Here is a 19,518-nt window from a genome sequence, read left to right on the forward strand (position 1 = left end):
CCGGAAGCGGGGTGGGCCGGGACAGGATCGCGGCGCTTTATGAGTGAATTCTACCGGCAGTCACTGCCGCACCTGACGGCGCGTCAGCGGTGCCGGCGCAATGCTGTGTGTCACCGGCACGGACGCGCTGCGGCCGCCGATATGCACCGCCGTGCAGTCAGTCGATGCGGCGGCGGATCGGGATGGAGGACACCGGCACGCTGGCGACGTCCTGGCCGCGCTCGCGAATGGGCGCGCCCGGCACCGGTGCCCAGGCGTGCGCATAGATCACTTCCCAGGAGCTGGGCAAGGTGCCGTCCGGACGCCGCAGCGGTTCGTAGGCGGCGCTGGCAGCGGCAAAGCGGCCGCGTCCGGTCAGCGTGGCACGGCGGTTGCTGAGCGCATTGGTGGCGCCCATCGCACGCAGTTCGCGCATCAAGGCCGGCAGGTCGTTGTAGGTCAGCGTGAACAGGTCGCGGTCCAGCACTGGGTCGCGGAAACCGGACATCAGCAGCGCATCGCCGAATTGCGCGATCGGCGGGAAGCGGCTGACGTGCGGTGCGGTGTCCGCCTGGGCGAAGGCGTCGCGTAACTCGATCAGGGTTTCCGGGCCGAAGGTCGAGCACAGCAGCAGCCCGCCCGGCCGCAGCGCGCGCCGGAACCCGGCGAACACTGCCGGCAGGTCTTCCACCCACTGCAGGCACAGATTGCTGAAGATCACATCCACGCTGCCGTCGGCCACCGGCAGCGCGCGCGCATCGGCGCAGACCTGCGCGAACGGCTTCCACCAGCCCGCCGCCTTGCGCGCCTGGCGCAGCATCGGCATGGCCTGATCGATGGCGATCACCTGCGCCTTGGGCCAGCGCTTCTTGATCGCGCCGCTGGCATGGCCGGGGCCGGCACCCACATCCAGCACCACCTTGGGCACCTGCTCGCCCAGGTAGTCGAGCGATTCGAGCAGGCGCGTTTCCACCTCGCGCTGCAACGCGGCGGCGGCGGCATAAGTGTTGGCGGCCCGCGCGAAGGCGCGGCGGACATGGCGGGGATCGAAAGTACTGTTCATTGCCAGGCTATTGTCGCCCGTGGGCGAGGCGGAGGGAATCGATGCGTGCGATGGGCAATTGCGCTAGAACGTGCCCGGATAGCTGCCGCCATCGATCAACAGGTTTTGCCCGGTGATATAGCCGGCCTGCGCGCTGCACAGGAACGCGCAGGCCGCGCCGAATTCGTCCGGCTCGCCGAAGCGCGCGGCCGGAATGGCTGCCTGCTTGCGCTCGGCGACCTCCTCGGCGGTGCTGCCTTGCTGTTGCGCGATCGCAGCGAAGTTGCCGCGCAGGCGGTCGGTGGCGAACTGGCCGGGCAGCAGATTGTTGATGGTGACGTTGTCGGCCACCGTGCTGCGCGCCAGCCCGGCGACGAAGCCGGTGAGGCCGGCGCGCGCGCCATTGGACAGGCCGAGGATGTCGATCGGTGCCTTCACCGCGCTGGAGGTGATATTGACGATGCGGCCGAAGCTACGCGCGCGCATGGCATCGACGGTGGCACGGATCAGTTCGATCGGCGCCAGCATGTTGGCGTCCAGCGCACGCAGCCAGTCTTCGCGTTCCCATTGTCGGAAATCGCCCGGCGGCGGGCCGCCTGCGTTATTGATCAGGATGTCGACCTGCGGGCAGGCCGCGAGCGCTGCGGCGCGTCCTTCCGGCGTGGCGATATCGGCCACGACACTGCGCACCTCTCCGGCGCCGTGCAGTGCGCGCAAGCTGTCGGCGGCCTGGTCCAGGGCGGCGCGACCACGCGCGGCAATCACCACGTTGACGCCTTCATGCGCCAGGGCGCGGGCGCAGCCAAGGCCCAGGCCCTTGCTGGCGGCGCAGACCAATGCCCAGCGCCCGGCGATTCCAAGATCCATGCGATGCGTCCTCGATCAGCGAGCTCGCATGATCGGCGATCTGCTCACGGTACGGACGCAACGAAGCGTTGCAGCGCCTCGGCCACCTGATCGGCGTGGCCGAGAAACGGCGCGTGACCGCCGCCGGCGATGGTGAGCGCCTGCGCATGTGGCGCGAGCGCGGCGGCGGCATGCAGGGCGGCCGCCGGCACCAGCCGGTCGCGCTGCCCTCCAATCCACAGACTGGGACGCACCAGCTGCGGCAATGCGCGGCGCAGGTCGGTGCGTTCGAGCAGGCCAAGGCCCTGTTGCAGGGCATCGGCTGCCGGCGCGCCGCGTGCAGTGAGCGTTTCGCGCAGGCTGCGCAGTTCGGCGCGGGCATGCGCCGAGCCCAAGGTATCCAAGGCCAGAAAACGCTCCAGGGTGCCGCGGTAATCGCGCGCCAGGTCTTGGCCGAACTGCACGAACACCTCGCGCTCGACCGCATTTGCCCAACCGGCGCCGCGCACGAAGCGCGGCGTTGCCGCGATCATCGCCAGCCCGCGCACCTGCGGCTGAGTGGCGGCGGCATGCAGCGCAAACAGCCCGCCCAGCGACCAGCCGACCCATACCGCCGGCGGGGTGGCCGCGGCAATCGCGGCCACCACATACGGCAAGGCCAACGGCGTGGTGTCGTCGCGACTGAAGCCGTGCCCGGGCAAGTCGACCAGGTGCAATTGGTAGTGCGAGGACAGCCGCTCCACCAGCGGTGCGAACACGCCGCCGTGCAACGCCCAACCGTGCAGCAGAACCAGCGCGGGCCCATGGCCGATGACATCGATATGCATGCGTGGATTGTCGCCGATTGGCGCGCGCTCAGCGTGCAGAACCTGTGCGCTCTGCCGCGATCGCAGGCCCCAGCACCGCCCATTGCTGTCGCGCATATCTGCGCCAGCACCAACGATCCGGCCAACGCCAGCGCCGCGCGCGCTGCGTGGTGATCGCATCGGCCAACCAATGGGGATCGAAGCCCTCCCACACACCGGCCACGCTGCGCAGGTTGCCGATCAGCACCGGGTGCACCTGGTGCAGCAGCATCGTGCGCAGTTGCGACAACGTAAACGGCGAGGCCGCCAGGATCCGGGCAATGCGCGCGTGTTCGCCATCGCACGCGCTGTCCAGATACAGCAGCGACAATGCCTCCCAGACGCGGCGTTGCGCCGCTGTGGCGGTTGGCGTCTGAGGCGTGGTCATTGCCATGTCAGCGGATCGGTGGGGAGTGCTTGCCGGCGTGGACGTCGCGGCATCGGTGCGGAGCTGCCAGACATTCTGGGTGCTTGCGCTGGTGTGGAAGCGATGCCGCAGTGGCTTGATCGGGAGTGCAGGTGGCTGTGATTGTTCGCGCATGACGGGGGGGGCGGTGATGTGCCGTGCGACCAAGCCCGGCGACGCACGTCTGCATGCCGTCGGCACGCGTGCGTGCAAACGCACACGCATCGAACCGTCCGCGTGAGACATCCAGCGTCCGGGTGCTGGCCGCGCCGGTCCGGCGTTGCGCACGAACACGCTGCACGGCGACGCGTTAAGCGGAAGCGCGCAGCGGTTGCCGGCTGACCACATCGCGCGCCTGCACGATCGCCTCGATCAATGCCTGCACCTGCTGCGGTGTGTGCAGCGCCGACAAGGTCACCCGCAGGCGCGCCTTGCCTTCGGGCACGGTGGGCGGGCGGATCGCACCGACCATGAAACCGGCCTGTTCGAGTGCGGCCGACATCGCCATCACCGTGGCTTCCTCGCCGCACAGCAGCGGCTGGATCGGCGTGTCGGAAGCCATCAACTCGAACCCATGCCGGCGCGCGCCGTCGCGGAAGGCGCCGATCAATTCGACCAGGCGCGCACGCCGCCAATCGTCGCGACGCGCCAGCCGCACGGCGGCCAAGGTGGCGGCTACCTGCGCCGGCGGCAGGGCGGTGGTGTAGATATACGGGCGTGCGGTTTCGGCCAGATGGCGGATCAGCGCTTCTTCGCCGACCACGACCGCACCGTAGCCGCCGAGCGCCTTGCCCAGCGTCACCAATTGCAGCGGCACTTCGGCAACGCCCAGGCCGGCGTCGGCCACGCAGCCGCGCCCTTGCGGACCCAGTACGCCCACGCCGTGCGCATCGTCGACGTAGAACAAGGCTTCCTGCATGCGCGCCACCAGGCTCAGTGCGCGCAGCGGCGCCACATCGCCATCCATGCTGAAAACGCCGTCGCTGGCCAGCATCGCCGCACCCTCGGGGGCGCCCTTGAGCTGGCGCATGGCGCCTTCCACATCCAGGTGCGGATACCGCCGCAGCCGACAGCCGGCCAGGCGCGTGGCGTCGAGCAGGCTGGCGTGATTGAGCCGGTCCTGCACGCAGACATCGTCTTCTTCGCTGAGCAAGGCCTGCTGCACGGCGAGATTGGCGATGAAGCCGCTACCGAACAGCAGCGCCGCCGGGTAGCCCAGCCACTCGGCGATGTCGCGTTCGAGCGTTTCGTGTGCGGTGTGGTGGCCGCAGATCAGATGTGAGGCGGTGGCGCCGGCACCATCGCGCGCCGCGGCGTCCTGCAGCGCAGCGACCACTTCGAACTGTTGCGACAGGCCCAGGTAGTCGTTGGAGCAGAAACCGGTCAGCCAGCGGCCGTCGATCTCCAGCCGTACGCCATCGCGGCGGCCGACCTGGCGCCGCACCCGTACCCGTTCCTGAGCGACGCGCAACTTGCGCAGCGACGAAATCCGTTCGTGCAGATCGGGGCGAGCCATGAGGGAGTTCGACAACGAAAGAAGGGTCGCTAGCGTAGCGTGCCGCGGTCACATCGCCCAGCCGGCACCGACGGCCGGTGGGGCGGGTTGGCTTGCCGGTGCGCCTGCGCCGGTTTGGATCTGCGCCTGGCCCTTCTGCAGTGAGAAGGGCCAGGCGCCGGGCAGGCGCATGCTGGATCGGTATGCGCCGTCGTCAGGCCGCGTGTTCGCACGCCGCGCCGCAGGTGATGTCCGCATGCACGGTGCCGGGGTGGTCGTGGTCGGCGGCGTCGACGGTGATCTGCATCGGGCGCAGGCCCAGGCGCTGGAACAGGGCCTGGTCGCGCTCGGTGTCCGGGTTGCCGGTGGTGAGCAGTTTTTCGCCGTAGAAGATCGAGTTGGCACCGGCCAGGAAGCACAGCGCCTGCAGTTCGTCGCTCATCGCTTCGCGGCCGGCGGACAGGCGCACCATCGATTTGGGCATGGTGATGCGGGCCACGGCGATCATGCGCACGAACTCGAACGGGTCCAGTTGCTGGGTGCCGTGCAGCGGGGTGCCGGCGACCTGGACTAGTTGGTTGATCGGCACCGAGTCCGGGTGCGCCGGCAGCGTGGCCAGCGCCAGCAGCAGGCCGACGCGGTGCTCGCGGGTCTCGCCCATGCCGACGATGCCGCCGCAGCAGGTCTTCAGGCCCACATCGCGCACATGCTCCAGCGTGTTCAGGCGGTCCTGGTACTGGCGGGTGTGGATGATCGAGTCGTAGTAATCCGGCGCGGTGTCCAGATTGTGGTTGTAGTAGTCCAGCCCGGCGTCCTTGAGCGCGCGCGCCTGGCCGGCGTCGAGCATGCCGAGCGTGGCGCAGGTTTCCAGGCCCATCGCCTTGACCTCGCGGATCATCGCCGCAACCTTGGGGATGTCGCGCTCCTTGGGCGAACGCCAGGCCGCGCCCATGCAGAAGCGCGAGGCGCCGGCGGCCTTGGCCTGGCGCGCCTTGGCGACCACTTCTTCGGTCTCCATCAGCTTTTGCGCGGTCACGCCGGTGTCGTAGCGTTGCGCCTGCGGGCAGTACGCGCAATCTTCCGGGCAGCCGCCGGTCTTGACCGACAGCAGCGTGGAGACCTGCACCTGCGCCGGGTCGAAATGTGCGCGGTGCACGCTGGCCGCGTGATGCAGCAACTCGGGGAACGGCAGATCGAACAACGCCTGCAGCTCTTTGCGATCCCAGTCATGGCGTACGACAACAGACATCGGAGTTTCCTGACAGTCAGCGGCTTGGAAGCCAGGCAGTCTGGTGAGCATGGGAGAGGCTGTCAACTTTGAAGAAGTAGGATCGGTTTACAGGTGGCCGCAACGGGTGTTGCGGCTGCTGTTGCCGAGCCTGTGCCTGGTCTGCGCGGAAGCGGGAATGTCCGATTGCGATCTGTGCCCGTCGTGCCGGGCCGCACTGCCGGAGCACGGCCATGCCTGTCTGTGCTGCGCCACCCAGTTGTTCGCCTCCGATGGGGTTGCGCTGTGCGGGCAATGCCTGCAGCAGCCCCCGCCACTGCAGCGCGTGCATGCGTGCTTCACCTATCGCTGGCCGGTGGACGGGCTGCTGCGCCGCTTCAAGTTCCATCAGGACCTGGCAGCGGGGCGCCTGCTCAGCGAATTGATGGCGCGGCGCTGTGCGGGTCTGCCGCGTCCGCAGGCGCTGGTGCCGGTGAGCCTGCACCGGCAGCGCCTGCGTCAGCGCGGTTACGACCAGGCGCTGGAGTTGGCCAGACCGCTGGGTCGCGCGCTGCAGCTGCCGTGCCTGCCGTTGCTGCGCCGCGTGCGTGCGACGGCGCCGCAATCGGAGCTGGATGCGGTTGAGCGCCAGCGCAATCTGCGCGAGGCCTTTATCGCACGCGGCGCCCTGCCCGCACATGTGGCGCTGGTGGACGACGTGATGACCACCGGCGCCACGCTGCACGCAGCAGCGCAGGCCTTGCGGCGCGCGGGCGTGCAGCGGGTCGATGCGTGGGTCTGCGCGCGGGTGCCGTGATGGTGCGGCTAGGAGCGGTGCGCGTTCGATAGAGCGGGTGCTGAGGCGGGTACGGTCTTGTTGCATGGGTCCGTGCCCTCACCCCAGCCCCTCTCCTGCAGCAGAGGGGCTTATCGCCTGCGCAGTGGTCCTCAACGCTCCGGGCCCTACTCTGGACAGGTCGGTGCGTGTTTCATCAGCGCGGTTCTGGGAAGACGTCGACTACCCGGAAAGCCTGCCGCGCAGCTCTTCGCGAATGCCTAATCCCGAATCCCGAATCCCAGCTTCTAACGCACCGCCACCGCGATGCCGACAAAGATCGCCAGACCCACCCAGTTGTTATGCAGGAAGGCGCGAAAGCAGGGGCCGCGTTCGCGGTGGCGGGCGATGCGGAATTCGTAGAGCACCAGCGCCGCCGCTACACCCAGGCCCGCCCAGTAAGCAGCGTCCAGGCCGGCGCGTCGTCCTACCGCCGCCAGGGTGGCAAACATCGCCGCATAGAGTGCGCCTTGCGCCAGCAGATCGTACTTGCCGAACAGGATGGCGGTGGACTTGCTGCCCATGCGGATATCGTCGTCGCGGTCGACCATGGCGTACCAGGTGTCGTACGCGGTCGCCCACAGGATATTGGCCGCGTACAGCAGCCAGCCCAGCAAGGGCACGCTGCCTTGTACGGCGGCAAAACCCATCGGGATGCCCCAGCCGAACGCCATGCCCAGATAGACCTGCGGCAGATGGGTATGACGCTTCAGATAGGGGTAGCTCGCGGCCAGGAAGACGCCGGGCACGCTCAGCGCCACGGTCAGCCAGTTGAGGCTGAGCACCAGCCCGAACGCCACCAGCATCAACACCACGAACACCCACAGCGCCTCGCGGCCGGACACCGCGCCGGTGGCCAGCGGGCGCGTCCTGGTCCGCTCCACGTGCGGGTCCAGCCAGCGGTCGGCGTAGTCGTTGATCACGCAGCCGGCCGAGCGGGTCAGCCAGACCCCGGCGGTGAACACGAACAACGTCCATACCGGTGGCATGCCGTCCGCGGCCAGCCACAGCGCCCACCAGGTAGGCCAGAGCAGCAGCAGGCTGCCGATCGGGCGGTCGCCCCGCACCAGCTTCCAGTATTGCCCCAGCCGCGCGGACCACGTCAGCGCGGGCGCTGCCGGTGCCTGTTCAAAACCATGCTTGCTCATGCTGCAAAGGGTAGCAGCGCGCCCTGGATGCGGCCATCTGGGTGCGGCCATGCAAGTGCCGGCTGCAAGAACGCCGGTCGACACGCGCGGGCCAGCGTCTGCAGTCGGGACTGCGGCGAAGCCGTTCGTGTGGGGCTTGGTAGCTGCGTCGGTGTCGGCTGCTCCGATGAGCGCGGGCTGCGCATGAGGGAGTCTGCGGGGCAGGTTGGACACCGCCCGTCAGCGGGTCTGCGGATGCCAGCGGCCGAAAGCATCACGCGGGTAGCGCGGGTTCTGGCATAATGCGCGGCCAGGCGCTCGTAGCTCAGCCGGATAGAGTAGTGGCTTCCGAAGCCATTGGTCGGGGGTTCGAATCCCTCCGGGCGCACCAGATCGCATTGTTCGGCCCGCTGCAGTGGCATTGCGCTGCAGCGGGCCGAAGTCGTTTCTGGGCCAGGGCTGAAGGTGTTTGAGCGGCCCTGCCAAGCCGCCGGGCTACGTGTCGCCAGCGTTGGTGTCGAAGGCTGCGATGTCCTGTGCGGGCGGCGCTGCTGCATTGCTTTGAAGCCGGGCGCTGATGTCGCCGGGCCGACGGTGGCGCGGGTTCATCGTGTCTGAGCATTGGTGGCATGCACTTGGTGCGTCAGCGAATCCGGCGACGCGTCCATTGCGGACTGCTCTCAAGCCTGTGGTCAATCACTTCCACGGCATGCATGTCAGAACGTGGTGCGCCGAACCCGCCCCGGCGATGGACACGCTCAAGGGCAGGGCGTGTACGCCCTGCCCTCGAGCGATCAGATGCTGTCCGGTGCCGGCGCGGTCGCTCTTGCGTGCTGCTTGCCACGCGCGTGTTCGATGGCGGTGCGCAGCTTGCGGGCGGCGCCGGTGACGGCGGAGGCGGTGGTTTCGGCGCTGTTGGTGGCGGCGATCGGCGGCAGGCCGGCGACATGCGCTTCGATACTGCAGGTTCGATCCGCTGCGCCGCCGCGTTGGCCGTTCTCGTCGCGCAAATGCACTTCGACGCGGGTGATGTCGTTGGCGAAATGCGCCAGCTGGGCGGTGCAGGTCTTCTCGACATGCTGCACGACGGACGGGTCATGCGGCACGTGCTTGTCGGTCTGGATCTGAATCTGCATGGAGTTCTCCTTCGCGGTCATCCGCTGCGTCTGCCGTAGCGGTGACTCGATTCTGCGTCAGCCCGGTGTTGCCGCAAGGTGACAAGGCGCCGCATGTTCATGCACTGGTTGGCTGGTGGTCGCAGTTCCGGATGCTGCGCTTGCGTTCGCATGAATCGCCGCCATGGCGGCGGCCAGCAGGGCGGGGGCGGTGGCTTAAGATGCCGACACCGCGCGGTCCTGCGCCTGTCCGATGCCTGCCTGTGTCCCGATTTCGTTCTGTGCCGTCCGCCCGTTCGGGCGTGTTATTGCAGATGCTGCTGTGCTGCGTCCTGTGGCTGGTCTGTGCAGGCACGCTGCTCGCCCAGGACGAAGACACCCTGCTGGAAACCGCGCAGAGACAGCTGGACGATGCGCAGAAGGTGCTCGACCAGGGCGAGGCCGGGCTGGAAAAGGCCGATACCGACCTGCTGCGTGCGTTGACTGACAAGGTGACGGTGGCGCAGCGGCAGGCACAGGATCTGGCGCGTCAGCTGGATCCACCGCTCAAGCAAATCAGCTCGCAGCTGGCCGGCTTGGGTGATGCGCAGCAAGGCGAAGCGGCCGATCTTAAGAAGCAGCGCGACGCGTTAAAGAAAGAAAAAAACGCGTTGGATGCAGAATTCAAGCGCGCCAATCTCCTGGACTCCCAGGCCCGCGAGCTGGCAGATCGCCTGGAACAAAAACGCGCGCAGCTGTTCAGCGTGCAGCTGTCCACGCGCGTCGCCTCACCGCTGTCACCGGCACTGTGGACACAGATCGCGCAGCAATGGCCGGACGACCGTACCCGTCTGTGGGGTTTGTACGACGATGCGGTCCAGGCGGTGCGTGCCGGCATCGCTGCCAATGGCATGGGCGGTCTGGCGACTGGCGCGGCAATCGCGCTGTTGCTGGCCTTCCCGCTGCGCATTTTTCTGCGCCATCTCGGGCGGCGCTATGCAGCGTCGCGTGCGCCGGGCGGGCGGCTGCGACGTTCCGGCCTGGCGCTGTGGTTCCTGCTGGTCGGCACGCTCAGTCTGGGCACGGCGGCATGGGTACTGGCCGAAAGCCTGCGTGCGATCGCCCAGGTGCCGGCCGATCTGGACGAGTTGCTGGGTGCATTCGTCTTCATCAGCTTCATCGCGGCCTTCGTCGGCTCGCTCAGCGCCAGTCTGCTGATGAAGCACCAACCCACCTGGCGGTTGTTCCCGCTGGACGACGCCACCGTCGATCGGTTGCGCGTGCATTGCCTGGCCACCGCCGCGGTGAGCTGGTTCAGCGGCATGGCGATGAAGCTCAACGAGGTGGCGCGTACCAGTGCCGCGGCGGCCACCGCGACCGACGCGGTGGCCGCGTTGTTGTACGCCGGCCTGATCCTGTCGGCATTGGCCGGCCTGAGCCTGTCGTTGCGCGCGCGCGCGGCCAGCGCGGGGGCCGCCAGCGCCGATAGCAGCGAGCCGCCACCGGTGGTCTCGCGTGGCGGTGGCGTCATCGTGCTGATCCGCCTGCTGGGGCACGTGGCGGTGATCGTGTCGCTGCTGGCGGCATTGTTCGGCTATCTCAATCTATCGCTGTTCATCGCGCGTCAGATCATCTGGATCACGCTGATCTGCAGCCTGCTCGGTTTGCTGGTGGTATTTGCCGACGACCTGCTGACCTGGGTGTTCAATCCGGAAGGGCGCTTCAATCGCGCGTTGTCGCATGCCTCGGGCATGGGCAGCGGACGCCTGGTGCAGCTGGGTCTGCTGCTGTCCGCCGTGGTGCGGGTGATGCTGATCCTGCTGGGAATCGCGGCCCTGATCACGCCGGATGGCGCCAATCTCTCGGCGGTCACCGGCTGGGCCGAGAACGTGGCGCACGGCATCCCGATCAGCGACGAGCTGACCATCACACCGGCCGCGGTCGTGCGCGCGCTGCTGGTGTTCGCACTGGGCCTGGGCGTGGTCCACGTGGTGCAGCAGTGGCTGCTCAACACCTATCTGCCCAGGACCGAGCTCGATGCCGGCGCGCGCAACTCGGTCAGCACGGTGGCGCGCTATCTGGGCTGGTTGGTGGTGGTGGTGTGGGGCTTGACCGCACTGGGTCTGGACCTGAAGCGGTTGGCATTGGTGTTGAGTGCGTTGTCGGTCGGTATCGGCTTCGGTCTGCAGGCGATCACGCAGAACTTCGTGTCGGGACTGATCCTGCTGGCCGAGCGGCCGGTCAAGATCGGCGACTGGGTGCGGATTGGCGACCAGGAGGGCGACGTGCGCAAGATCAGCGTGCGTGCGACCGAAATCCAGGTGGGCGACCGTTCGACCCTGATCGTGCCCAACTCGGAGTTGATCACCAAGAGCGTGCGCAACATGACGCTGTCCAATCCGATGGGGCGGGTGCAGCTGCAGTTCTCGGTACCGTTGGAAACCGACGTGGCGAAGGTGCGCGACATGTTGCTGGGCTTGTTTACCGAACATGCCAAGGTGCTGGCGGAGCCGGCGCCCTCGGTGTTCATCGATTCGCTGGCCGGTGGGCACGTCAATTTCAACTCGTTCGCCTATGTCAGCAGTCCGCGCGATTCGTATGGCGTGCGCAGCGAGTTGTTCTTTGCGTTGCTGCAGCGGATGGAGAGCGCAGGCGTCGCGCTGCAGTCGCCGCAGGAAATCCGTTTCAGTCGCGCGACAGTGGCGGTGGCGCGCGACAGTGGCGAGGACGTGCCGTCGGAGCAGCAGTGATGCGGCGTGCGCGTCCTGGGTGACGCAGGAGTGCGCTGGCGCACGTGGTCAAGGCGTTCTGCAGCAATGTCGCCTTACGATCGGTCGGCCACCGCTGTGTCCTTGACCAGTGCAAGATCGTCGACGCTGACGTCTTCGGTATAGTCCAGCCAGGCGCGAATCTCCAGATCGTCCACCGCATGCTCCAGACCCACCGGCATGCGGATACGTCCGGCGGCATCGGGTACCACCCATTGCTGGGCAAGCACCACCTTGCGCTCGGACGACACCGCTTCCACCCAGAACGCGCGGGTGGGGCGACGCTTTGCGTAGAGCTCGAGCATGTAGCGGCCGGCAGCGGTCTTGCGCGATGCCTGGGTGAGCATGATCGGCTGGCGCACGCGCGGGCGCGGGCCCTGCGGTGTGGCATCCAGGGGCGCATCGACGGCAATGCCGCGGGTCAGGTCCTGGTCGCGGTAGAGCTTCATGCTTTGCTGGCGATCGACCACCAGTGCACACCAGTCGCCATCGGCCGAGCCGTCTTCGAATGCGGTGCAGCGGTCCACATAGGCCAGGGTGCCCTTGCTGTGGGTGCGGTCGAACTGACGCGAGGTGTTTTCCAGGTACACCGTTTTCAGATGGGTGTCTTCGTCGTATTCGAGCAGCACCGGCGGGCGCACCTGCTGCACGCCCACCACCACATCGCCATTGCCGTTGACGCGCAGCAGGCGCGTGCTTTGCCCGGTCCACAGCGTGCGCGCAAAGGCGAGGTAGCGCGGGTAGTCGGCGCCGCCGTCGCGGATGGCGGCGACGCTGGCGCTGGGCGCTGCATCGCTGGCAAGCAACGAGCGCCCGAAGCCCAGGGTGCGCATGCCCGGCTCCAGCAATTGCAGCAGCGTTGCACCCGAATCCAGCGTGCTGCCGGCGCGTGTGACCACTTGTTGCGGAGCGATATCCTTGCCCAGGAACAGCAGCAGGTTTTCGCGCTTCTGCTTGGCCAGTACATCGCTCAGATCGTTGGGCATGGCCAGGTGATCGGAAGCGATCACGATGATGGTGTTGTTGCCGTAGCGGCTGTTGCGGATGCGCGCGACCAGCTCGCCGATCAGTCGGTCGCTGCATTTGATCGCGTGCAGCAGACCGATGTCGCCCAGCGCGCTGTCGTAGTGCTGGCCCTTGCACGCCAGCGGCAGATGACCAGCCGGGTGATGGGTGTCCATGGTCAGCGTGGTCAGCATGAACGGTTGGCCGGCGCGCGAGAGCGTCTGGAAGCTGTCCCAGGCATCGTCCAGCAACACGTCGTCGTGCACGCCCCAGGCGGAAAAGTGCTTCGGTGCCACGCCCTTGTCGCGGAAGTGGCTGACGTCATGCACCACATCGAAGCCATGGCTGGACAGGAAGCGGCCCTTGCCGGCAAAGCTGGCGTCGGCACCGCCCACGTAGTGATTGCGGTAGCCCTGGTCCTTGAGATAGTCGCCCAGACAGCGCGCTTCGGGCAGGAACATGCCCATGCGATCCATGCTGTTTTCATCGCCCGGCGCGGTGGTCAGCGGTACGCCGCACATCGAGGCCACCATGCCGGCGATGGTCCATCCGCTGCCTTCGGTGGATGTGAGGTTGCGTACGTCCACCGCTTCGGTGGCCAGCGCGCGCAGGTTGGGCATCAGGCCGGGAAAGACCGACTCGTCGAAGTAAGTGCGTTCCAGGCTTTCGCCGTAGATCCAGACGATGTTCTTGCGCTTTTGCAGCGGTTGCTGCGGCAGCTGGTATTCCGGCACCACGGTGGCGTAATCGACCGGGCGCAGCTGGTAGTACAGCCGCTTGCCGTCGCGATACAGCGGGCTCACCGCAATGCTGACCAAGAGCATCGCCACGAACGCTCCGAACACCACGCCGCCGCCGCGTGGGCGCCGGAAACGGCGCACCCTGACCAGGACGAGCGGGCTTAACGACAGCAGCAGCATGCCGACGAAGACAGCGATATAGCCGGAAAAATCGCTGACGCCGGCACCGTCCATGTCTGCGCGCAGGTGGTACAACGTGGCCGCATTGATGCCGTCGCCGCTGAGCCGGTCGATCAAGCCCCAGGCGCTGAGCAGCAGCAAAAACAGCGAGAACAGGCCGGCCTTGAGCCATGCCAGACGCGGCGAGGCGACCAACAGCCACAGCAAGAGCAACAACGAGAACAACAACATCCAATGCATGCGCAGCGTCCGTGGGGGAATGATGCGAGCGCGTACCGGACGCCTTGCTCGCCATGTCCTGTGCGCCACACCCAATGTGACACCCGGATGACGGACTATGCCGCGCTGAAGCTGACTGAAATGTTTGTTGGAGTCGAGCGCCTGCCGCAACGCGGCGCAGCGCGCGCGCTGACGATCACCTGGTCGCGGTGGCGCTCGCTGAAGAGTTGCGGTCTCTGCATTCCGCACTTGGCGCGGCTCTCGCACACGGGCGACGTCTCGATAACGCCACACCGCCCGATCCCTTTGACCGCTGGACGCGGCGGTCTTGGCAAGCGACGCCCGGTGAAGCCATGTCGCGCCCGGGTGCGCTTCTACGCGGGGGTGTGGTCTGTGTGTGGCGCTAGCGGTGCCCGCGCTCTTCGCGTGCACGTACGCGGCGGTCGAACAGCAGCGCGCTGAGCACGATGCCAAGGCCCAGGACGACGCCCAGTAGAAACAGCACCATCGCAATGGCCGGATAGCCCCACAGTTTCAGGCCGGTTTCGATGCGCATCATCTGCGCCGAGGCCATGATCAGCGCCGCGGTGACGATGCCGGCCGCAACCCGGTTGGCGATTTTCTGCAGGCTTTCCATCAGATGCGATTCTTCCAGCCCGGTGACGCGCATCTGCAGACGGTTCTCCGCGGCCAGCGACAGGATCTCGGACATGCGGCGCGGCCCTTCGCGCACCAGATGCTGCAGTTCCATCGCTTCGCTGGCCAGGTTGGCGGCCGACAGCGACTTCTTCAGTCGCGCGCGCATCACATGCTGCAGGTGGCGTTCGACGATGCGGCGTGTGTCCAGGTGCGGCGACAGCGCGCGGCAGACGCCTTCCAGATTCAGCAGGGTCTTGCCGAGCAGGCTCAGTTCCGGCGGCGTGCGCAAGCCGTTGGCGGTGGCGATGCGCACCAGATCCAGCACCACACGGCCCTCGGAGGTGGTGTCGTGCGCGGCGTAGCGGGCGATCATCTGTCCGGTTTCGCGCTGGTAACGGTCTTCGTCGTAATCCTCCAGCCGCGTACTGAGCGCAATGGTCTCTTCGGCCACTTCTTCGCCGCGCCCGTCGACGGCGGCAAACAACAGCTTGAGCAGGCGTTCGCGCAGGCGCGGCGGCACGTGCGCGACCATGCCCAGGTCGAAGATGGCCAGCCGCCCGTCCTGCAAGACGCGCAGGTTGCCCGGATGCGGGTCGGCATGGATTTCGCCATGCACGAACATCTGATCCAGATAGCCCTTGACCAGCTCCGCCGCCAGGTTGTCCATCGGTTGCTCGGTGCGGCGCAGGCCGGAGATCTTGTCCACGCGCACGCCTTCGGCCAGCTGCATGGTCAGCACCTTGCGGCTGCTCAGATCCCAGATCGGTTGCGGCACCCACAGCAACGGGAACGGTTTGAGATGCTTGCCGAAGCGCACCAACGTTTCGGCCTCGTCTTCGTAGTTGAGTTCGGCGCGCAGGGTCTTGCCGAATTCGCCCAGCCAGTCGGCAAAGCGCACGCGGCGGCCGATGCCGGTGAGCCGGTCGGCGGCGGTGGCAAAGCTCTTGAGCACGTCCAGGTCCGAGCGCACCTGCGCGGCGACTTCGGGCTTTTGCACCTTGATCGCCACCGGGGTGCCATCGCGCAGCGCGGCGCGGTGCACCTGCGCCAGCGAGGCGCAGCCCAGCGGCACCGGGTCGAAGAACGAGAAGGCCTTGTTGACCGAGACGCCGAGTTCTTCCTCGATGATCTGGCGGATGCGCTCCACCGGCACCGAACTGGTGTTTTCCTGCATGCGCTCCAGCGCGGTGGCGAACTCCGGCGGCACGATGTCCGGGCGCGTGGACAGCATCTGGCCGAGCTTGACGAAGGTGGGGCCGAGCGATTCCAGGTCGGAGACGAACTGGTCCGGCGTGCCTTCGGCAGGCACCTCGTACTCGTTGATGGCGGCCGGATCCAGGTTCATGCCGGCAAACACGCCCGACCCGCGGTACCGCAGCAACAGGCGCAGGATCTGCGTCCGCCGGCTCATGCCGCCCACCACGGCATGGTCGGCCACGTGCGTCGCCGGGGCCGGTGCGCGGTGCGGGTCATTCGGACTCAAGGCCATCTCCGGGGCGTCATGCGAGCAGCGAGTGTGGCCAGCGCCGGGTCGTCAGCCGGTGAATCCGTGCCGCCGTTGCGGCATTGCGAGCGCTGCCGGTGCCCGCGCTGGCGCGCGTCTGTCCAGGGTGGGCAATCCCGGCAATCACCCGGCAACGGCATGCAAGCACCGCGCAATGGCGTGCCATCACCCCATCCGGGCGCGGGATCGGCGAGAATTCACATTCACCCACGCACGACCACCCCCAAGGACCTCCGCATGGCCGGTGCCAGCCTGTTCACCCTGCTCGACGACATCGCCACCTTGCTGGACGACGTTTCCATCCTGACCAAGGTCGCGGCCAAGAAGACCGCAGGCGTCCTGGGCGACGATCTGGCGCTCAACGCGCAACAGGTGACCGGTGTGACCGCCGACCGCGAGCTGCCGGTGGTGTGGGCGGTGGCCAAGGGCTCGCTGGTCAACAAGGTGATCCTGGTGCCCGCCGCGTTGGCGATCAGCGCGCTGGAAGCCTGGCTGCGCGGACGCGGTTACAACGTGCCGCTGGTGATGCCGCTGATGATGATCGGCGGCGCCTACCTGTGCTTCGAGGGCGTGGAGAAGCTGGCGCACAAGTTCCTGCACGACGAAGAGGAAGAAGCGCATCGGCATGCCGAACGCACCCGCGCGCTGGCCGACGAACAGGTCGATGTGGTGGCGCTGGAGAAGGACAAGGTCAAGGGCGCGATCCGTACCGACTTCATCCTGTCGGCCGAGATCATCGTGCTGTCGCTGGGTGTGGTGGCCGGCGTGTCGTTCGGGCAGCAGGTGGCGGTGCTGGTGGCGATCGCCCTGGCGATGACCATCGGCGTGTACGGCCTGGTTGCGGCGATCGTGAAGCTGGACGATCTGGGCCTGTACCTGACCAAGAAGGGCGCAGCCTTGGCTGCGCTCGGTCGCGGCATCCTGGTCACCGCGCCGTGGCTGATGAAGTTCCTGTCGGTGGCCGGCACGCTGGCGATGTTCCTGGTCGGCGGCGGCATCCTGGTGCACAACATCCCGGCGCTGCACCACCTCGTGGTGGATCTGGCCAAGTCGGCCGGCGGCCTGGGCTGGCTGGTCGAAGCGCTGGGCAACATGGTAGTCGGCGTGGTTGCCGGTGCGGTGGTGCTGGCGGTGGTCACCGGCTTCCAGAAGCTGCGCGGGAACAAGCCCGCGCACTGACGGCTGGCTGCAGTACCGGCAGGGCGACGGCGGCAGCGATGCGGCTGTCGGACCTGCCGGAATGGGACCGAAGGCGTGCGTTGGCGCAGTGCGGCGCGCCGCTGCGGTGATCACGATTTCCGCGTTCGATTCCGGTGCGCCAATCTGGCTTCGACCGTGGCGTGCGTGAGCATGAAGCAGTGCGCACGCCATTCGCACCGTGGTGCAGGGCGTGCCGATGGCTGGCAGGTCCAGCCGGCAGCGATGCGCAGCCCGCAGCAAGCGACCAAGTCGCAAGCGGTCTGTCGCATGCGATCAAGACTGACCTCTGGCAGTGAAGCTAGCGCACCGCATGGTCCGGCCCAACGGAGGCCTCCAGCGAACGCATTCGGTGCGGTCTCTCGTATCGTCAGGGCTTCGCCCGCTCGCGGCCAATGGCGGCGCTGCAGGGCCGAAAACCGCCACTCCTCCCAACCGACCCACACGCTGCCGAGCAGGATAATCGCTAGCGGTCTGGGGCTAATCGGCGCTGATCACCCGATTCTTGCCGGCGGCCTTGGCGTCGTACATGGCGCGATCGGCGCGGCGGATCAGCTCGTCCTGGGTTTCGTCGGGGCGTCGCAGCGCGACGCCGGCACTGAAACTGATGAAGATCCGCACGTCCTCATGCAGCAGGGAGCGCTGCGCCAGGGCGCGCTGCAAGCGGATGACAGCCGCGCTGGCCTCGAAAATGGTCGAGTCCGGCAGCAGCAACACGAATTCCTCGCCGCCGAAACGAGCGATGGCATCGGTCGTGCGCAGCACTGCCTTGGCGACGTCGACGGTATGGCGCAGCGCGGCGTCGCCGCCGGCGTGGCCGTGTGCTTCGTTGAGGCGACGGAAGTCGTCCAGGTCCAGCATCGCCGCACACAGCGGCTGACCGCTGCGTTGGGTGCGGACCGCTTCGCGCTGGAACAGTTCTTCGAAGCCGCGCCGGTTGAGCGCGCCGGTCAGCTGGTCTTCGCGCACCAGTCCGGCCACTGCGTTGAGTTCCTGTTCGAGCGAGGCGATGCGTTGTTCGGCGTCTTCGACCTGACGGCGTGCAGCCAGCAACTCGTCGCGCGCAGCCAGCGCCTGGGCCTGGACCCCGGCGGTGTCCTGTAGCACGTCCTGCAGCAGACGATTGAGATCGGGAATGCTGCGAGCGTCGCCGATCGCCTGCGAATAGCCGGCAACGCGGTCGTGGTACTCGCCCGTGCTGGTGGCCATGCCGTCGAGCCTGTCGACGAAGGACACCATCATCTCGCGCATGGCGGTCTTGGAATCGGCGATGCCCTGCTTGAGCAGGCCCTGCTTGTAGATCACCTCGCGCAAGGTGCCGCGCGCCTGCTCGATCGATTCCACATCCAGCGGGCCGGCCAACAACTGCCGGACGACCGAGATCTGGCCCTGCAGCCAGCTGCGATCGTCGAGGAGTTCGCCGACGTTCTCCAGTAATAGGTCGAACAAGCCGAGCAACAGGTTCTGTTGTTCGCTGGCATCGTCGGCGCGCAGGCCGATCTGATGGCTCAGTTCGCGCAGTCGCTGCTCCAGCGTGATCAGCTCATGCCCGGGGCGCCAATGGCGCAGCGCCGATGCCAGGGTCTGGGCTTCTTCGGCCAGTTCGGGGCTGCGTTGCAACAGGGTGGCCAGGGCATTGCCCAGCGCATGCCTTAGCAGGTCGCGCAGCTGTTCGGCTTCGGTGCGGCCTTCGGCCAGCGAGTCGCCGGTATCGATGGTGCGGATGTACTTGTCGATCAACTGGCGCAGCGTACGGCCGTAGCCGAGCCAGTCGCCGGCCGCATAGGCCGCGCTCAGGCGCACGCCCATGTCGCCGAGCTCGCCGTGCAGGCTGGCGATGCCTTCGGCGAACGCCAGCAACAGCGCTTCGGGATGCGCAGCATGCGAAAACAGGCGAATGAGCAGCGCGGTGGCGGCCGCCGGGTCGTGCGCGCCCGACTTGGTCTTGGCGGGAACCAGCTGATGTGCCGCCAGTCCCGGCGCGGCCTGCGCGCTGCCGCGCACGCTGGGCAGCGCGGCGACCGGGCGCGCGGTGCCCGTGCCGCCCCAGGGCAACAGACGGCGCAGCCCGCCACGCGGGCGGCTTGGAAGTTCAGGCTGGTCAGCCATGCCAGGTCTCGAAAGGTCGACGTGCTATCGCTGGTTATCGGCGCGCAGGCGGGGCGCTTGAGCGGGCCGGACCTTATGGCGCACTCCACAGCATGCATCCAATCGCGTTGCCACGCCGCACGAGAGCACCAACGTGTCGGCATGAACAAGTTATGCAGATGACGACGAACGCAGCTGCACTCTCCCGCATTCGGTGCATCGCGGCACTCATGCACCGATACGGGGATGTCATCGCACTGCAATGCATCGCTTATGCCCGCAGACACGCGCCACTGTGCGTA

14 protein-coding genes and 1 tRNA gene are annotated in these 19,518 nt (G+C 67.3%); 4 read left to right on the forward strand and 11 right to left on the reverse strand.

Features of this window, described 5'->3' with window-relative positions:
* Positions 1-157: 157 nt before the first annotated feature.
* From bioC to bioB, 6 genes are all read right to left on the reverse strand, one after another.
* The gene (gene bioC, locus Y887_RS09730) at positions 158-1,042 is read right to left on the reverse strand and encodes a malonyl-ACP O-methyltransferase BioC (protein WP_046964136.1); all 885 of its coding nucleotides are present in this window, start codon (positions 1,040-1,042) and stop codon (positions 158-160) included.
* A gap of 63 nt (positions 1,043-1,105) precedes the next feature.
* On the reverse strand, positions 1,106-1,888 hold the full coding sequence (locus Y887_RS09735; protein ID WP_046964137.1) for an SDR family oxidoreductase: 783 nt from the start codon (positions 1,886-1,888) through the stop codon (positions 1,106-1,108).
* A gap of 44 nt (positions 1,889-1,932) precedes the next feature.
* On the reverse strand, positions 1,933-2,694 hold the full coding sequence (gene bioH, locus Y887_RS09740) for a pimeloyl-ACP methyl ester esterase BioH (RefSeq protein ID WP_046964138.1): 762 nt from the start codon (positions 2,692-2,694) through the stop codon (positions 1,933-1,935).
* Between the two features lie 28 nt (positions 2,695-2,722).
* Positions 2,723-3,106, reverse strand: a complete 384-nt coding sequence (locus Y887_RS09745; protein ID WP_046964139.1) for a DUF7079 family protein — start codon at positions 3,104-3,106, stop codon at positions 2,723-2,725.
* A 322-nt stretch (positions 3,107-3,428) separates the two neighbouring features.
* On the reverse strand, positions 3,429-4,634 hold the full coding sequence (bioF, locus tag Y887_RS09750; RefSeq protein ID WP_046964140.1) for an 8-amino-7-oxononanoate synthase: 1,206 nt from the start codon (positions 4,632-4,634) through the stop codon (positions 3,429-3,431).
* 193 nt (positions 4,635-4,827) lie between these two features.
* Positions 4,828-5,862, reverse strand: coding sequence for a biotin synthase BioB (gene bioB, locus Y887_RS09755; RefSeq protein ID WP_046964141.1), 1,035 nt, complete (start codon positions 5,860-5,862; stop codon positions 4,828-4,830).
* Between the two features lie 49 nt (positions 5,863-5,911).
* Here bioB and Y887_RS09760 point away from each other — a divergent pair, with 49 nt between their 5' ends.
* Positions 5,912-6,637, forward strand: a complete 726-nt coding sequence (locus Y887_RS09760) for a ComF family protein (RefSeq protein ID WP_181113024.1) — start codon at positions 5,912-5,914, stop codon at positions 6,635-6,637.
* A gap of 266 nt (positions 6,638-6,903) precedes the next feature.
* On the opposite strand, the gene ubiA is transcribed toward Y887_RS09760, so the two are convergent.
* Positions 6,904-7,803, reverse strand: coding sequence for a 4-hydroxybenzoate octaprenyltransferase (ubiA, locus tag Y887_RS09765; protein ID WP_046964143.1), 900 nt, complete (start codon positions 7,801-7,803; stop codon positions 6,904-6,906).
* Positions 7,804-8,096: 293 nt separating this feature from the next.
* Here ubiA and Y887_RS09770 point away from each other — a divergent pair.
* Positions 8,097-8,173 (forward strand) — tRNA-Arg (locus Y887_RS09770).
* A 403-nt stretch (positions 8,174-8,576) separates the two neighbouring features.
* On the opposite strand, the gene Y887_RS09775 is transcribed toward Y887_RS09770, so the two are convergent.
* A complete protein-coding gene (locus Y887_RS09775) occupies positions 8,577-8,918 on the reverse strand; it encodes an HPF/RaiA family ribosome-associated protein (protein ID WP_046964174.1) in 342 nt (113 codons plus the stop codon).
* Positions 8,919-9,211: 293 nt separating this feature from the next.
* On the opposite strand from Y887_RS09775, the gene Y887_RS09780 reads away from it, so the two are divergent.
* Positions 9,212-11,626, forward strand: coding sequence for a DUF3772 domain-containing protein (locus Y887_RS09780; protein WP_046964175.1), 2,415 nt, complete (start codon positions 9,212-9,214; stop codon positions 11,624-11,626).
* 74 nt (positions 11,627-11,700) lie between these two features.
* On the opposite strand, the gene Y887_RS09785 is transcribed toward Y887_RS09780, so the two are convergent.
* Both Y887_RS09785 and Y887_RS09790 read right to left on the reverse strand, forming a co-directional pair.
* On the reverse strand, positions 11,701-13,809 hold the full coding sequence (locus Y887_RS09785; RefSeq protein ID WP_046964144.1) for a phosphoglycerol transferase I: 2,109 nt from the start codon (positions 13,807-13,809) through the stop codon (positions 11,701-11,703).
* A 382-nt stretch (positions 13,810-14,191) separates the two neighbouring features.
* Complete coding sequence (locus tag Y887_RS09790; RefSeq protein ID WP_046964145.1) at positions 14,192-15,916, reverse strand: ABC1 kinase family protein; 1,725 nt, start codon at positions 15,914-15,916, stop codon at positions 14,192-14,194.
* Between the two features lie 252 nt (positions 15,917-16,168).
* Between Y887_RS09790 and Y887_RS09795 the strand changes: the two genes are divergently transcribed.
* Positions 16,169-17,110, forward strand: a complete 942-nt coding sequence (locus Y887_RS09795; protein ID WP_046964146.1) for a DUF808 domain-containing protein — start codon at positions 16,169-16,171, stop codon at positions 17,108-17,110.
* A 498-nt stretch (positions 17,111-17,608) separates the two neighbouring features.
* On the opposite strand, the gene Y887_RS09800 is transcribed toward Y887_RS09795, so the two are convergent.
* On the reverse strand, positions 17,609-19,237 hold the full coding sequence (locus Y887_RS09800; RefSeq protein WP_046964147.1) for a GGDEF domain-containing protein: 1,629 nt from the start codon (positions 19,235-19,237) through the stop codon (positions 17,609-17,611).
* Between the last annotated feature and the right edge of the window lie 281 nt (positions 19,238-19,518).

Origin of the sequence: Xanthomonas pisi DSM 18956, from assembly GCF_001010415.1 — a bacterium.
Classification (GTDB): Bacteria; Pseudomonadota; Gammaproteobacteria; order Xanthomonadales; family Xanthomonadaceae; genus Xanthomonas; species Xanthomonas pisi.